Raw genomic sequence first — 15,457 nt, 5'->3', positions numbered from 1 at the left:
GGGGGAAAACAACATGTTAAAAATCATTTGCTATGGTGTCCGTTCTTATGAGAAACCCTATTTCCAGGATCTCAATAAATATAACTTTCAACTAACGCTGGTAGAAGAGTTGTTAACCACTAGCAATGCAGAATTGGCACAGCATCACGATGCCGTTTTACTAAGAGGAAACTGTGCTGCCAATCGGGAAAATATCACAAAATTCAATAAATACGGCATTCGATATGTTTTTACCAGAACAGTCGGAATCAACCACATTGATTTGGATGCCTGCAGCGAATTCGGAATGAAGGTGGCACGCGTGCCATCCTACTCTCCGAATGCCATCGCCGAGCTCTCCTTAACCTTAGCAATGATGCTGTTCCGACACACCGCTTATATGACTACCAAAAGCTCGTTCAAAAATTTCATTGTGGACGAGCATACATTCAGCAAAGAGATTCACAATTGTAAAGTTGGGATTATTGGGGTCGGCCGCATCGGTCTGACGGAAGCCAAATTATTTAAAGGATTAGGTGCTTCTGTTATCGGCTATGATGTGTACCAATCGGACGCGGCCAAGGAAGTCATTCCATTCACAACCTTGGATGAATTACTGGCAGAGTGTGATGTCGTTAGTGTGCATGTTCCTTATCTGCCGGGACAGAACGACAAAATGATTAACGCTAGCTTTTTAGCAAAAATGAAAAAGGGATCTATTCTCATCAATACATCACGTGGAGAATTACAAGATAACCAAGCCATTTTGGACGCTTTGCTCAGTAACCATCTGGAAGGCTTCGCTACGGATGTCTTCCCTAAAGAAGATGAATTATTCTTTAAAGCATTTGAACCATGGCAAATGCTCCCGGACCCAACGATCCAGAAGCTTGTGGAGCTGTATCCAAGAGTTTTGGTAACGCCTCATGCTGGCTCGAATACCGTTACGGCGTTATCCAACATGATTGAAACTAGCTACGACAACTTCCATGATATCGTTACAACTCATTCTTCGGATAACCTGGTCCCACTTCCTGTTCTCTCTATGAAATGATGTAAGAAGCTTGGACACTCGTTGGATAAAAAAGAACCGCTATTTCCAGATTACAATGGAAATAGCGGTTCTTTTACATCAGGATTCAACTGATAGAGCATTAGCGGCCTGCCAACCTTGTGGTATTCTATCGATTCAACCAGGAAGCCATCGTCCACCAGGAACTGAATATATTTTTTCACCGTAATACGGGACAAGTCCACTTCTCTGGCTAACGTTTCAACCGAGAATGGTCCGTTCAGCTCTTGAATACTCTTCAGTATCGTGGTCATGGTCAGTTTGGACAAATTTTTAGACAGGTTTTTCGGTAGACTATGCGATGGATGTTCAACAGGTTTTTTCTTTTCCACACCCGCATGCTCTTCTTTATTAAAATAATGGTCAATAACAGCTTGATTAATTCCGTTCCCTTCCTCCATCACCGTGGCCAGACGCTGAATTTTCTCAACAGCCAGTCTAAAGCGTTCGAATGTAAAGGGTTTAATTAAATAGTCTGCAACACCATAAAAAACAGCTTCCTTCACCGTCTGAATATCTTTTGCAGCCGTAATTAAAATAACTGAAGCATGATATTGATGCTCCTGCATATGTGATAATAAAGTTAATCCGCTTTTTCCAGGTAAATAAACGTCCAGTAATACCAGATCCGGTTTCCATTTTTGAAGACAGTCCTGTGCTTTCTTGACGGTATCTGCCTTACATACAACGTCCAAATTGTCCATGCGCTCGATAAACTGTTGATTGAGCTCAGCAACCATCGGATCATCCTCAACAATTAGAACCTTCATTCATTTGTCACCTCCAATGTACAGGGCAACTCTACATAAATACTTGTTCCCAGACCCGGTTGGCTATCAAGCTCAATGATTCCTTGATGATTTTCCACCATGGTTTTAACCAGATTCAAGCCGTAGCCTCTGTCTTCTCCTTTGGTTGAAAAGCCATGCTCGAATATTCTTTTTTGCATCTCAAAATCAATCCCCAACCCATTATCTTTCACTTTCAAAATGAATACATTTCCCTCACACTCATAGTTCAATTTCAGCTCAATTTTGCCGGGTTCTTTTTTTTGTAAGATAGAATCTATGGCGTTGTCAAAAAAATTACCCAGGATGTGTATGACATCATGAACGATATCCTGCATCTCCACATTAGAGACATTCGAGCTTTCTGCAAGAAGAACCGAAATATTCTGTTCGCGTGCTTCGTTGATTTTACCCATAATAAAACCTGCTAATGCCGGAACTTTAATTCTCTCAGTCAGAAAGCCTACCTCATCTTGATACCGGTGATTTAGCTGCTGAATATATTGACTGACCTCCGCATATTTCCTCATTTCAATCAGCCCAGATATTACGTGCATTTTGTTCATAAATTCATGGGTCTGTCCGCGAAGGGAGTTAATATAATATTTTGTACCACTTAACTGGTTGCTAAGATGAATCATCTCGGATTGGTCGCGTAACGTTGCAACCGCTCCAAAAAACTCATTTTCTATATATATAGGGGTTACTGTCGCAATGACTTCTATACCATTCACATAAAATGAGCGATCCTTGATCTTCTTCTTATCATCAAATACTCTCTTGAAGAGTACGTTATAAAAGTTGGTATCTAGCTGCTCGCCAATCGGGGCTTTTATCTCTTGGTTCGCCAGTTGGTACTTGGCCTGAGCTTCTTTGTTCATGAGCATAATTTTCTTGTCCGCCGAAATGGCTATAATTCCTTCAGCGACCTCATTTTCAATAATTTCTTTTTCGCGCAATCGTGTTGCTATCTCTTGCGGCTCAAGCCCAAATAAAATCGTTTTGATTTTCTGAGCCAGAATAATCGCGCCCAAAACTCCACTAAAGAGTCCCAGCATCAGCCCCCCAAAAATGGTATACTGCGCCTGCATCAAATCATGATTTAGGGTCCTCATGGTCAGCCCTACACATACAATGCCAATGACCTCATGTTGTTGATTAAATATCGGCGTAAAATATCGGTAACCTTTGCCCAAAATACCTATATTCTCAGAAAAATGTCCCTGACCGGATAACGCTCTTCTGGCATCATTCAAATCAGAGAACGGTTTGCCAACCATCGTTGCATTCGGATGAGATAGCCGAATTAAATCGTGGTTCAGAATGACTACAAAATCCACATTAACGTTGTGCATGACTCCAAGCGAGTAGTCTTGGATCTGCTTCACAGGGACTCCCTGCTCAACATTACGAATAACATCGTTGTCACTAGCGACCACCTTGGCAATACCCGAAAGTTTTTCCTTCGTATTATCAAAATGTTGGTTAATTACGAAATTACGAATGAGAAGCAAGGATATAATTAAGGAAATAATAATAGCTAAAACAACCAAAATAATAATCATGAATTGTAGCGAAACTTTGAATTGTCGTCTCGGCTTCGACTTACCTATTAACCGCAACCCCATCACCCAGCTTCTTTGTCAAGCTCTCCATTAGGAAAAAGAGCCTATCTCTTTCCCTATAATCCCTTGTTATTCGACACCGTTTGACAATTTCCTTCTTATTTCGTAAGCCATTCATCGGCTGGAAAATCAAAAATTTCGTTCATCTTGAACAAGTGCGATATTAACCACTAGTTGAAGCTTGGCTATTTCAGTAAAATAAATAAAACCGACTTGTCTTTAAAAGACAAGCCGGTTTTACATGAATTAGTGTATGCAAAAAGGTTCTAAATTCACAAAATTCCTCGTATCTCATCCAATGACTGCACCTTTTCCTGCTGCATCCATTGTTCAAGTCCCTGTACCAGTTCAGCCCCTGCATGTAAATGGACAAAGTTGTACGTTCCCACCTGAATGGCAGCGGCCCCTGCCATGGTAAATTCAATAATATCCTCTACCGAGCTAATTCCGCCCATCCCGATTACCGGAATCGACACCGCCTGCGCCACCTGGTGAACCATGCGCAAGGCAATTGGCTTAATTGCCGGGCCGGAAAGACCAGCATACGTGTTGGCGAAGACACTGCGACGCCGGCGTATATCTATTTTCATCGCAGAAAATGTATTGATCAGCGAAACTCCGTCTGCGCCTTCTTCCTCGCACATAACCGCCATCTGCGTGATGTTCTCTGCGTTTGGAGACAGCTTGACGACCAACGGAAGCGCCGTCACATTGCGCACCTGACGCACAACCTCCCGCGCTACCTCCGTCTGGATACCAAATTGCATTCCACCCTGCTTCACATTGGGACATGAAATGTTCAATTCCAGCATATCGACGCCTCTGCGGTTCATCGTGCGTCGTTTTTGTGCGTTTTCCGTAATCATCGCTACGGCCTGAACATATTCCTCCAGATTGGAACCACCCACGTTGGCAATAACAGCCGTGTTCCAGTGAGTCATGTCATCCAGTTCATCCTTCAAAAAGGCGGCAACCCCCGGATTCTCCAGCCCTACACTATTGAGCATGCCGGATGCTGTCTCATGTATTCGTGATCCCGTATTACCAGCCTTCGGATGCAGGGTTAGTCCCTTGCCGACGATACCGCCCAATAATTCAGGAGAATAAAATTCCGCATACTCACGTCCGAATCCAAACGTACCGGAAGCCATGATGATTGGGTTCTTGAACGGTACACCCGCAATATTACACGCCATGGAGATCATCGAACTCCACCTCCTCCACCGGGAATACAGGCCCTTCTTTACATACCCTCCGATTGCCTCCACGGGTACGCATCGTACAGCCCAAACATGCGCCAATACCACAGGCCATGTGTCTTTCAGTTGAAATATATAAACGGGACGACGTATCCACCGTTTTCATGGCGAGTGCTTGCAACATCGGAGTTGGCCCACAGGAGAACATATTTGCATAGAGCGTCGGATCGATCTGTTCGACGATGCTTCCCCCTACCTTGACCTGTACAGATGCCGCCACAGCTTCGAACGCTTCAACCCCGAAGGCTTGCTGTGCAAACCCCAGATAAACATGCGCATGCGGGTAATACTTTGCAGCCAACAGCAACGGAGCTGTACCCATGCCACCGCCGATTAAAGCCAAGCTACCCTCTACCTGCGGAAAACCGTTTCCAAAAGGTCCTTCTAACTGAATCTCCTGACCAGGCTGTAATTGGGAAAACAAATTTGTCCCCTCTCCAACAACCCGGTACAAAAAGGAAATACTCTCTTCCCCGATATCATAAATGCTGATGGGTCTAGGCAGCAGTGGGTAACCTGTCCCGCTGCGCAGCATGTAAAACTGCCCCATGTTCCCTTTAAACTTTCCCTCTATTTTCATCACATAAATGCCCGGAACGAGCGCCACATTCGAAATTACGTTAGCCATATAACCCCTCCACTAACCACTCACTATAACGTAAAAGCAGCAACTATTACGTGACTATTTTCACATTTACGTGTAACGTTTCGCCCTGCGACTCGTGATATAAAAAAGCGTACTCCTGTTAGAGAGTACGCTTGTGTATTTAACTAATGGCTTCGCGCTCCGCATTGCGGCTACCCTTGGCATCCTTGCGGATTTGCTTGCTACGTAGCTGTCCGCAGGCTGCGTCAATATCGACTCCATGCTCCAGCCGAACACTACAGCTAATGCCTTGTTTTTTCAGCACATCATAGAAGCCCGTAATCGACTCCGACTCACTCCGCTGGTATTGGCTATGCTCATCCACCGGATTGTACGGAATCAGGTTTACATTGGCTAGATTACGACGATGGCCCACCAGCTCAGCCAGTTCGAGCGCATGCTCCTTACCGTCATTAACATCCTTCAGCAAGATGTACTCCAGCGTAATCCGACGATTGGTTTTGTCCAAATAATAATCAATCGCCTGCATGAGTTTCTCAATCGGAATCGCACGGTTGATCTTCATAATGCGAGTACGAATCTCATTATTCGGAGCGTGGAGGGAGATCGCCAGATTGACATGCAGGTCGGAATCTGCAAATTCAATGATTTTATCGGCAAGTCCACTTGTGGAAACGGTAATATGCCGCGGCCCAATCGCCAGCCCTTTGTGATCCTTAATGACCCGAATGAAATCGGACAAGTTTACGAAGTTATCAAACGGTTCGCCAATTCCCATCACCACGACATGACTGACTTGATCACCCGGACGTTCCTGATCCAGATACAGCTGGACCTTCATAATTTGCTCTACAATTTCACCGCTGGACAGGTCACGGCTCTTCTTCAACAATCCGCTCGCACAGAAGCTGCACCCAATGTTACATCCTACCTGCGTAGTCACACATACGGATAAGCCAAACTTATGCCGCATCAATACCGTCTCAATCAAATTACCATCCTGAAGCCGGAACAAGAACTTGACCGTCCCGTCTGCCGACTGTTGCTTCACGTGTTCTTCAAGTGTTTCAATGGAAAAGTGCTCTGCCAACAGGCGAGTACAATCCTCATGAACCTCTGCCATCGCTGCAAAATCAGTAACCCGCTTCCGATACAATGCGTCCCATACCTGCAATGCCCGGGATTTCTTATGTCCATGCTCGATGAGCCATGCTGTCAATTGATCTAGCGTTAATCCATAAATGGATTCTTTTTTCATGTTCGATCCTCTTTTCAAAACATTCAAATTCGTCTTCCTCTATATAAAACTAAGCACGCACCATTCGTCTCAACCATCATTGCATCATAGCATGTTTAAGCTATCTGCGCTATTTAAGCGCCTCTTTCATTGTCCCAAATTTTAATTATGAACACAAGGGGGCAGGCACATTGTTTCTCCAAAATTTCATTGTGAAATTATGTCTTGAAACCAAGTACAAGCCACATTAAACTAGGCGACAGAACCTGTTCAACAAGAGCACGCAAAGACAGGATTACAGATACTCCTAATGATATGATTACAACCAAGGAAGGTGATGCGGTTGGAATGGTTGCTTCGGATCAAGAACGCACTCGATCTGATGGAAGAGAGAATGCAGCAGCCACTCGATATCGAGGAAATTGCAAAGGCAGCCTACTCGTCTCCTTTCCATTTTCAGCGCATGTTTCATATGCTAACCGGCGTCACGGTTGCAGAATATGTGCGCAAACGTCGATTGACCTTGGCTGCTCAGGAATTGAGTCTTTCTTCCGCCAAGGTGCTGGATGTAGCGTTCAAATACGGATATGATTCCCCCGAATCTTTTTCTAAAGCGTTCCGGAAGGTACACGGTATTTCTCCCTCTGAGGCCAGAAGCCCTGGGGTAAACCTGAAAGCCTTTCCACGCATCACCTTCCATCTATCGTTGAAGGGAGATCAGGAAATGGATTACAAAATTGTAGAGAAAACGGCCTTTACGGTCATTGGCAAGTCCATTCAAGTCACCACTAAGAACGGCGATAATCTTCGAGAAATCCCAAAATTCTGGAACGAACTGAATGCGGATGGTACATCGGATCGGATTCATGCCTTGGGGACAGGCGACGATATACTCGGTATATGCTTGGACATGAAACATGGGGAGGAGACGTTTAGTTACTTAATCGCCGCAGAAGGCAGCGAAGACGTGGCGACCGCGAATGGGCTGGAATCCAGAACCATTCCGGCTTCAACCTGGGCAGTGTTTACATCCATCGGCCCTATGCCTCACTCGATCCAAAAGGTATGGCAAAGAATTTTTCAGGAATGGTTCCCTGCCAGTAATTATGAGCATTCAGGCGGCCCGGAACTGGAAGTGTATACTATGGGAGATTCACATGCTGAAGACTACCGAAGTGAAGTTTGGATTCCCATTAAGAAAAAGTAAACAAACCGAACCGACTGCCTTTACATCATAAGATGACAGATAACACACTTCCCTGCATACTCGTTACCCTAGCTCAATGCACCGAGGACCATTCCCAAGCTCCTCTTTCAACACAGAATATAGCCTTGAACCTGCCGGCTTTAGCGGATAGTCTGTTGCTTTGCAAAGAAGGCCGAAGGTCATATCGATCAGGCTGCCGCTTAATTCTTTCACCGCTGCTCCTGCCGGGATAGGACTGGCCAGAATTTGTGGCACAAGGGCAATACCCAAATCGCTTTCCACATAAAATTTCAGAGCCGTCATGCTGCCAATTTCCATCGTGTCTAGCGTGGTTATTCCATATTCCTTCATGACCATTTCAAGTTTGCGACGATATGGACAGGTGGCCGATGTAATAAGCAACCGATGCCCCTGTAAATCCTCTGGCCCAATGTTTTCTTTTTCCGCAAGCGGGTGATTTTCAGGCATCAAAACTACAAATTTCTCCCTAAATAAAGGTTCAAAATATAGCTCTGTGCCCACATCCGGTGTGGAACACAGCGCTAAGTCAATATCTCCCTTGAGAATACGCTCGCTTAAGGTAGGGGTATTCCCAAACTCAACAGAAACCCGAATATTCGGATAATGGGTTAAGAAGCGTTTTAAAATTTCTGGTAGTCGATAACTGGCAGTCGGTTCGGTCACTCCTATACGAATGTCGCCTGTGGTTCCTCTTTGCAGATTGTCCATATTTTCCTGCAATTGCTCCATATCCTTTACAATATGTAGACTTTGCTCGTAAAACATCCTGCCCGCTTCAGTTAACTTTATTTTCTTGCCCCGTTCGATCAGTTGAATTCCCATATCGGACTCCAGCTTCTGTATTTGCATCGTCACGGTAGATTGTGCATAATTCAACTCTTCCGCTGCACGCATAAAACTCCCGTAATTCACAATCATTTGAAATGTTTTGAGCGTTTTAATGTCCATTCTCAGTCTCCTATATGCCCAATTAATTCAATTTTATTGAATCATAAATTCAGTTAATTCAATTATACAGAACACAATACATCCTCTACAATGATACATATCAGATCATATTATTTTCAGACGCAAAATGAACTGGTTGGAGAAGGAGCGAATATATATGGATTTACATCAAAAAGTAGCACTGGTTACAGGTGGAGGTACAGGAATTGGGAGAGCCGCATGTATGGCCTTGGCAGATCGAAAAGCTACGGTAGTCGTAAACTATTCCCGCTCTAAAAACGATGCTGAGGAAACGGTACGTATGATCCTTGAAAAGGGCGGACGTGCTATCGCATTACAGGCAGATGTTTCCCGAGATCAGGAAGTTCGAACTATGGTTGATCAGATTGTCCAGCAATTCGGTACGATTGATATACTTGTGAATAACGCTAGCATTACACATCACATTCCTATGGATGATCTGGAGTCAGCCACGGAAGAGGTATGGGATGATCTATTTGATGTAAATGTAAAAGGCATGTTTTACTGTGCCAGAGCCGTAGCTCCTTTTATGAAGCGTAGTAAACAAGGGGCTATCGTCAATCTGGGAAGTATAGCAGGGCAAACAGGGCTAGGTTCCTCTCTTCCCTATGCGGTATCCAAAGCGGCCGTCCACGGGCTGACCAAATCTTTAGCACGAGCACTGGCACCGGATATTCGCGTCAATTGCATCGTGCCGGGAGCCGTGGCGACAAGATGGTGGGCAGGCAGGGAAGAACAAATGAAGCAACTGTTTCCTCATTTGCTCCTACAGCGCATTTCTACGCCGGAGGATATTGCCAGCATGATCTGCTCTGCTTTGGAACAGGAAGCCATGACAGGCCAGATTATTACGGTGGATAGCGGACAAACACTGTAAAGGTACTGGGACTTCTGGGTAAAAACAAGCCGCCTTCTCAGACAGAAGGCGGCTTGTGAGCTATCGTATACCGTCGTTGATTACGTTTTAGCTTAAAGATACCGCAATTCGTGTACCTTTCACGAATTTAGCAAATAAATACCGAACAAGCGGCCCTACAATTAAGAGCTGCAGAGGGAAAGCAAAAATAAAATTCTTAAAAACTAAAGATAAGTAATTTTTAAATAATGAATCTCCCGAAAGACCATTAAAAAAGTAAGCTGTCCCCAATCCATAAAGTGACATACAAAGAACCATTCCAATGACCATACAGCATGAAAGGGACAGAATCACAAATACCTTTTTAGATTTGTCGTATGGTAATGAGAAGGCTATCTTCTTTGCTAGTGGACCGACAATAAATAATTCCAATACGAAAGCAATGATAAAACATAAAATAAATTGAAGAAACATTACTTTTAGAGATATTATGCCAATCAAGTCATTTGTATATAGATTATAAAATGTCATGAATACGACCATCCCCAAGCACATCATTAAACCAAAATAAAAATCTTCTTTCTTCGTTGTTGGCAATTCCATCATCCCTTCTGTGTACCTTGGTAATTATATAAATAGTCGAAACCTCCACATAAGTGAACTTTCCGTGAACTTTATAGTAAGCGCTTCCCTTTATATATATAAGAAATAGGCATCGTTCAGCTCAACGATACCTCGGAATGTTGTAGTCATATCCCTCAATGATCTGCTTCTAAATCTAAGCCAAATCTCTTCAGCTCAATAAAAACACTTTCCAGTCGCTTCCCTTTTTCCGTTAACGAATATTCAACTCGCGGTGGAACCTCGGCATATACCTTTCTTTCTAACAGGCCGTTATCTTCAAGTTCCTTCAGGCGTAGGGAAAGCGTTTTGGGACTAATCCCCTTCATGGATTTCTGAAGTTGGCTGAATCTCAGTGTTCCTTCGATAAGCAGATCACGGATGATTAGAAAAGTCCATTTCGTTCCGATCAAATCAAGTGTTTGGGCAATAGGACACGGCTTGCCTGGTATTCCTTTGGTCAATTCAATAGGTTCTTGGGCGTGCATGGGAACTCCTCCAAAAATCATCTGTTAAACCCGACGGTATCACAATAGTTCCCTTTAGGAAACTATATGAATTAAATATCACTACTTCCCTAAAGCGGGTCATTCCTTCAGTTGGAGACGGATCAAGCCCGCAAGCTATTCGAAAACAAATTTTGGGGCCAATATTATGCAGCTAAATACGGGGCTTCCCAACTCTCAACCAAGGGTTCCATTACTTTATTTTCAGGAGTGGTGGCATACAAGCCAATGATTGGCTCCTCTGCGCTCGGCGCTGTGAATGCAGCGGTTTCGAATCTTGGTCAAACCTTGGCGTTAGAGCTTGCTCCCATCCGCGTGAATGTCGTCTCACCCGGCATTATTGATACACCTTCCCGCAGCAAAATGCCTGAAAATACGCGTAATCAATTCTATGATACGGTCGCGCATAAGCTTCCTGTGAAGCGAGTTGGACTTGCGGAGGATGTTGCACGAGGTGTACTTTATTTGATTCAAAATCAGTTTGTGACCGGAACCGTCCTTCATGTGGATGGCGGACATATTTTAACATAAAAGCTTCGTCTTAAATCCGTCAGTCATTTAACAAAAAAAACGGAGAACGCTCCCGCATCTTTGCTTGGGCGTTCTCCTCCTTTTCTTATCAATGAATGATTTCAAAAACTTTATCCTAGTGATGAATACGACGTTTGTTTCTCAAAATGTTGCGAATCATCTTGTGATTGGGGAGCTGCCTGAACAACATATGTCCGGGATGCGGATTGGCCTCGATAATCCAGATTTGACCGCTCTTTTCAATAGCAAGATCGATGCCCAACTCGCGAACCGGATGATTTTTATCTATCGTGTCGGCAATGATTCTAGAAAGCTCGATGATCTGGTCCAGAATCTCTTTCATTTTTATTCTGTCATTTTTAAAGACCCTTAAAAGCACTTTGGACAACGGCGCCGCATGTCCTCCCTTCCGATAATTGGTAACGACTTTTCGAGGTGCAGCGACACGACCGGTTATTCCTGAAATGACCCATTCCGATTCCGGCTTCTGCATATACACTCTGGCATCAAAAATGGAACCTCTGTACTTGGCTAACTTAAGTCCTTGCTGTACCAAATAACGACGATGAGGTCTCCGATAGGTTCTAACTGCTCTTCTTACGGCGTGGGATCTAACGACTCTGCGACTGGAGCCACAACGAACCTCATACTTCCTCCCCAGCTTTTTCGCACGTATGATGCCAGTTCCTCCACTCCCATAATTAGGCTTGATAAAGACTGTGCGATAGGTATCCAGCATCCGTAAAGTCCTTGCATTACTGATCCAGCGGGTTTCGGGCAAGTGAGAACGTAAAATGGGATGTTGTTGCATTTCCTTGTATTGAATCATCTTTCCAATGGGCACGAATATCCCTCGATTCTGTTGGGTTTTTGCACACATTACATGAATATGCATCTATATTCTATCTTGGTAACGGCGAATGCCACAGTTTGCTATGAAAGAGGCAAATCTCCTACTTTCTTTAAGGCGAGTCTTCTTTGATTTCAAGAGAGAGATGGACAATGTGTTCTGCATGACGAAGTTATTGTAAATACCTATAAAGTTGATCCTAATAATATATTAGACCAATAATAATTCTGGATATATGATGTATTAAATAATAACGTGAGGAGGAACGTTAACATGTCTATTTATGATTTTCAAGCAACCTCAATTAACGGGAAACCGATTGAATTCTCAGACTACAGAGGAAAGGTTCTCCTCATTGTAAACACAGCCAGCAAGTGTAGCTTCTCCAGTCAATTCGCGGATCTGCAGAGGCTCTACGATAGACGGAGGGAGCAAGGCTTTGAAATCCTCGCGTTTCCTTGTAACCAATTCAATGAAAAAGAGCCAGGTAGCAATTCGGAGGTTCAGGGATTCTGTCAAATTAACCATGGAGTAACCTTCCCGCTCTTTGAGAAGACGGATGTAAGAGGCTCATCTCCTCATCCTTTATTTCAATATCTGACCCAACAGGCACCGTTTCAAGGCTTCGATACCCAAACCAAAGACGGTCAATGGATGGAGGATTTCCTGCGGGATAAGTATCCAGAAATATACGCTGGCGACGGTATCAAGTGGAATTTTTCTAAATTCTTGGTCGATCGCGATGGCCAGATAAAAGGAAGGTTTGAAGTAACAACGGAGCCCTGCGCCATTGATCCTGTCATCGAATCGCTATTGTAGTTTTTCTGTTCATTTCTTTGGATTCTTAAAAAAACAGTATCAAATGACAAAAATGAATATTTGTCATTTGATACTGTTTGTGTTATCCTGACTTCAAGGAGGTGACTCACACGGCACTTGACCGTGTCCCTATGGAAAAATCCTCAGATGTGCTAACCAAGGAACAGATTCTCATTGCTACTGAAGACACACTTAGGCGTTTTGGTGTAGCCAAAACCTCCGTAACCGATGTTGCCAAAGTATTGGGAGTAAGTCATGGCACCATTTACCGACACTTTAAAAGTAAGGCCGAGCTTCTTGAAGGCGTGACCGAGAAATGGCTGAACGAAAAGATTATTGGCCCGTTAACGGAGGTCTGTCAGAATTCATCTATACTGGGAACGCCACACTTAAAACGATATATACAGACCTTGGTTGAACTCAAACAGTATTATGCCCGCGACGACGAGGAAATGTTCGAGATGTATACGAGGGTCACCGAGCAAGCCGCTGATTTAATCGACCAGCATATCGCCCACATTGTGGATCATCTCGCTGATATCATTGCACGCGGGGACATCATATCAGATCAGCCAGCCCAACTGGCGCGTACCCTTTTCTATGCCACAGCCCGTTTTCATCACCCCGCTCATGCTTACGAATGGAAGAGCCCTGTGATTAATCAGGAGTTTTCGGATGTGTGGACGCTTTTAGAAAAAGGAATCACTTAAAATAGATATGGAAAGCAGGGCTGAACACATATGGAGCATTTGGACGGAAAAACAGCAATTATCACCGGGTCCTCCAGAGGGATTGGACGTGCCATTGCCGAGCAACTGGCTGATCTAGGCGCTAATGTAATCATCAATTATGCCAGCAGTCCGGATAAAGCCCAAGAAGTCGTGGAGGGCATTATCCAAAAAGGCGGCAAAGCCATAGCACTTCACGCTGATCTGGGCAAAATGAGTGATATTGAAGCATTATTTACAAATACGATTGCTGAATTCGGTAAAGTGGATATTCTGGTTAACAACGCTGGGCTGATGATCACCCAACCTCTGGCTGAGGTAACCGAAGCTGATTTTGACAAACAATTCGCACTGAATGTAAAGGGCACTTTCTTTGCCTGTCAGCAAGCCATGAAATATATGGAGAACTACGGAAGAATCGTGAACCTGTCCACATCCGTGATCGGACAAATGTTCCCGGCATATAGCGTATACGCAGGTACCAAGGGCGCAGTGGAGCAATTTACACGTCAGCTAGCCAAGGAGTTCGGAAGCAAGCAAATTACGATCAACGCCGTGGCTCCCGGTCCTGTGAACACCGAGCTTTTCCAAGCAGGAAAAACCGAGCAGCAAATCGAAGGCATGAAAAAAATGAATGCTATGGGTCGGCTCGGCGAACCGGAAGATATCGCTGATGTGATTGAGTTCCTAGTCAGTGCCAAATCACAGTGGGTTACCGGGCAGACGATCCGCGTCAATGGCGGGTTTATCTAAAAGCTGGAATACATGGAATGGAGGCTGTTTACGTTCATGATATTACACAAAGGCGAGACCTTATTTCGACAAGGAGAATCCGGCCCTTTATATCACCTAAAGAGCGGCTTGTTAAAAATTGTCCGAGTCCATGAAGACGGCTCGCAAATTTTAGTTAATGTGATTGTGCCCGATGAAATCATCCCGCACCACTCCCTGATCAGCCCCAATCCTTATTATGGTACAGCGGTGGCGTTGGTAACCTCTGAGATTGGGGTTTTGTCGCAAAAAGAATGGTATCTAAAGCTGGAGCAAGACCCAGCTCAATGTCGGGAGATCGCTTTGCAGCTACAGGACAAATTGCGCATGATGCAGCAACGAATTGACCAGCTCACCGAGGTGTCACCTGCCGAGAAGCTTCGGAAGCTTCAACGCTGGTTCCACTCCTACATCGCACCCGCCACGTTAACGGACGTGCTGACGCAGGAGGAAATCGGCCAGTTTATCGGGCTACGCCGGGAGACGATTAATCGGCTATTGCGTGCTTCAAGCGCTCCTTCTGCAAAAGATGATGACGATAATGCATCTCGATGAGCGAAAACCACTCTCCAGCATTCAACGCGCCGAATCTGGGATGAGAGACGGTAGAAAGCCCTGTTGATTTCCCAACGATCGGCTCAATCTCTCTCATTTTACGGATCACAGCATTTAAACCCTCCACAATTTCTTCTTTGCTCGTCGGTTGTGGGGGAGTGTACTGCGGGGATGGTGGAACTTGGATACGCATTGGTGGAAAGCTCCCCAGATTAAAAATGGCCGTGCCTGCCTCCGTTTTAACTCCGGTCTCCCCATTAGGCTGTAGACAAAGATCAATGTTCTTAAGATGCATATACAGTGCAGAGTTCACCAAATGAAGATACATTTGTCCAAGCGACCATTGACCCTCCTGAGGTGTGTACTGCAGTTGCTCCAAGCTAAAGCTGTCCAATTCAAGAAGATAGTGTTGTGCCGTTTCTTCGAAACGCTGTAATGTTTCAGTTGTATTCATAT

At 44.5% G+C, this 15,457-nt stretch carries 17 protein-coding genes and 1 pseudogene; 8 read left to right on the top strand and 10 right to left on the bottom strand.

The features are described 5' to 3' along the window. Positions 1-13 precede the first annotated feature (13 nt). Positions 14-1,033, top strand: coding sequence for a 2-hydroxyacid dehydrogenase (locus NLX74_RS04835; RefSeq protein WP_254328078.1), 1,020 nt, complete (start codon positions 14-16; stop codon positions 1,031-1,033). Positions 1,034-1,083: 50 nt separating this feature from the next. Here the strand turns inward: NLX74_RS04835 and NLX74_RS04830 are convergent, their stop codons facing one another. From NLX74_RS04830 to rlmN, 5 genes are all read right to left on the bottom strand, one after another. Continuing rightward, positions 1,084-1,821: a response regulator gene (locus tag NLX74_RS04830; RefSeq protein WP_254328077.1), complete on the bottom strand. Its 738-nt coding sequence runs from the start codon at positions 1,819-1,821 to the stop codon at positions 1,084-1,086. Beyond that, positions 1,818-3,467, bottom strand: a complete 1,650-nt coding sequence (locus NLX74_RS04825) for an ATP-binding protein (RefSeq protein ID WP_254328076.1) — start codon at positions 3,465-3,467, stop codon at positions 1,818-1,820. Before NLX74_RS04825 ends, NLX74_RS04830 begins: the two co-directional genes overlap by 4 nt. Positions 3,468-3,736: 269 nt before the next feature. After that, positions 3,737-4,669, bottom strand: a complete 933-nt coding sequence (locus tag NLX74_RS04820; protein WP_254328075.1) for a dihydroorotate dehydrogenase — start codon at positions 4,667-4,669, stop codon at positions 3,737-3,739. Then, entirely contained in the window at positions 4,650-5,351 is a 702-nt protein-coding gene (locus NLX74_RS04815; RefSeq protein WP_061829811.1) for a dihydroorotate dehydrogenase electron transfer subunit, read from the bottom strand. The genes NLX74_RS04820 and NLX74_RS04815 overlap by 20 nt, the downstream gene beginning before the upstream one ends. Before the next feature lie 139 nt (positions 5,352-5,490). After that, complete coding sequence (gene rlmN, locus NLX74_RS04810) at positions 5,491-6,588, bottom strand: dual-specificity RNA methyltransferase RlmN (RefSeq protein WP_023991003.1); 1,098 nt, start codon at positions 6,586-6,588, stop codon at positions 5,491-5,493. A 316-nt stretch (positions 6,589-6,904) separates the two neighbouring features. Here rlmN and NLX74_RS04805 point away from each other — a divergent pair, with 316 nt between their 5' ends. Beyond that, positions 6,905-7,774 (top strand): AraC family transcriptional regulator, encoded by an 870-nt coding sequence (locus tag NLX74_RS04805; protein ID WP_254328074.1) that lies wholly within the window; start codon positions 6,905-6,907, stop codon positions 7,772-7,774. Between the two features lie 63 nt (positions 7,775-7,837). Here NLX74_RS04805 and NLX74_RS04800 read toward each other — a convergent pair whose 3' ends face one another. Beyond that, entirely contained in the window at positions 7,838-8,743 is a 906-nt protein-coding gene (locus NLX74_RS04800; protein ID WP_254328073.1) for a LysR family transcriptional regulator, read from the bottom strand. A 157-nt stretch (positions 8,744-8,900) separates the two neighbouring features. Here NLX74_RS04800 and NLX74_RS04795 point away from each other — a divergent pair, with 157 nt between their 5' ends. After that, positions 8,901-9,641 carry an SDR family NAD(P)-dependent oxidoreductase gene (locus NLX74_RS04795; protein WP_061829809.1) on the top strand — a complete coding sequence of 247 codons (741 nt, stop codon included), beginning with the start codon at positions 8,901-8,903 and terminating at the stop codon, positions 9,639-9,641. An 87-nt stretch (positions 9,642-9,728) separates the two neighbouring features. Here NLX74_RS04795 and NLX74_RS04790 read toward each other — a convergent pair whose 3' ends face one another. After that, complete coding sequence (locus tag NLX74_RS04790; protein ID WP_235306740.1) at positions 9,729-10,217, bottom strand: DUF2798 domain-containing protein; 489 nt, start codon at positions 10,215-10,217, stop codon at positions 9,729-9,731. Between the two features lie 161 nt (positions 10,218-10,378). Next, positions 10,379-10,729, bottom strand: coding sequence for a winged helix-turn-helix transcriptional regulator (locus NLX74_RS04785; protein ID WP_069290696.1), 351 nt, complete (start codon positions 10,727-10,729; stop codon positions 10,379-10,381). Positions 10,730-10,825: 96 nt separating this feature from the next. On the opposite strand from NLX74_RS04785, the pseudogene NLX74_RS04780 reads away from it, so the two are divergent. After that, positions 10,826-11,278, top strand: a pseudogene (locus NLX74_RS04780) (SDR family oxidoreductase); the annotation flags it as partial. A gap of 115 nt (positions 11,279-11,393) precedes the next feature. Here the strand turns inward: NLX74_RS04780 and NLX74_RS04775 are convergent. After that, positions 11,394-12,122, bottom strand: coding sequence for a YheC/YheD family protein (locus NLX74_RS04775; RefSeq protein WP_254328072.1), 729 nt, complete (start codon positions 12,120-12,122; stop codon positions 11,394-11,396). 279 nt (positions 12,123-12,401) lie between these two features. On the opposite strand from NLX74_RS04775, the gene NLX74_RS04770 reads away from it, so the two are divergent. The 4 genes from NLX74_RS04770 (at position 12,402) to NLX74_RS04755 (ending at position 15,001) form a co-directional block, all read left to right on the top strand. Then, positions 12,402-12,947: a glutathione peroxidase gene (locus NLX74_RS04770; protein WP_254328071.1), complete on the top strand. Its 546-nt coding sequence runs from the start codon at positions 12,402-12,404 to the stop codon at positions 12,945-12,947. A 131-nt stretch (positions 12,948-13,078) separates the two neighbouring features. Then, positions 13,079-13,657, top strand: coding sequence for a TetR/AcrR family transcriptional regulator (locus tag NLX74_RS04765; protein WP_061829804.1), 579 nt, complete (start codon positions 13,079-13,081; stop codon positions 13,655-13,657). A 30-nt stretch (positions 13,658-13,687) separates the two neighbouring features. Beyond that, on the top strand, positions 13,688-14,428 hold the full coding sequence (locus tag NLX74_RS04760; protein ID WP_235306742.1) for an SDR family oxidoreductase: 741 nt from the start codon (positions 13,688-13,690) through the stop codon (positions 14,426-14,428). Between the two features lie 36 nt (positions 14,429-14,464). Further along, on the top strand, positions 14,465-15,001 hold the full coding sequence (locus tag NLX74_RS04755) for a Crp/Fnr family transcriptional regulator (RefSeq protein WP_069290701.1): 537 nt from the start codon (positions 14,465-14,467) through the stop codon (positions 14,999-15,001). On the opposite strand, the gene NLX74_RS04750 is transcribed toward NLX74_RS04755, so the two are convergent. Beyond that, positions 14,934-15,455, bottom strand: coding sequence for a DinB family protein (locus NLX74_RS04750; RefSeq protein WP_254328070.1), 522 nt, complete (start codon positions 15,453-15,455; stop codon positions 14,934-14,936). The genes NLX74_RS04755 and NLX74_RS04750 overlap by 68 nt on opposite strands. Between the last annotated feature and the right edge of the window lie 2 nt (positions 15,456-15,457).

This window comes from Paenibacillus sp. MZ03-122A, assembly GCF_024213325.1.
Lineage (GTDB): Bacteria > Bacillota > Bacilli > Paenibacillales > Paenibacillaceae > Paenibacillus > Paenibacillus polymyxa_B.
Note: the sequence above shows the minus strand (reverse complement) of the source record. Positions and strands in the feature narration are given on the sequence as shown.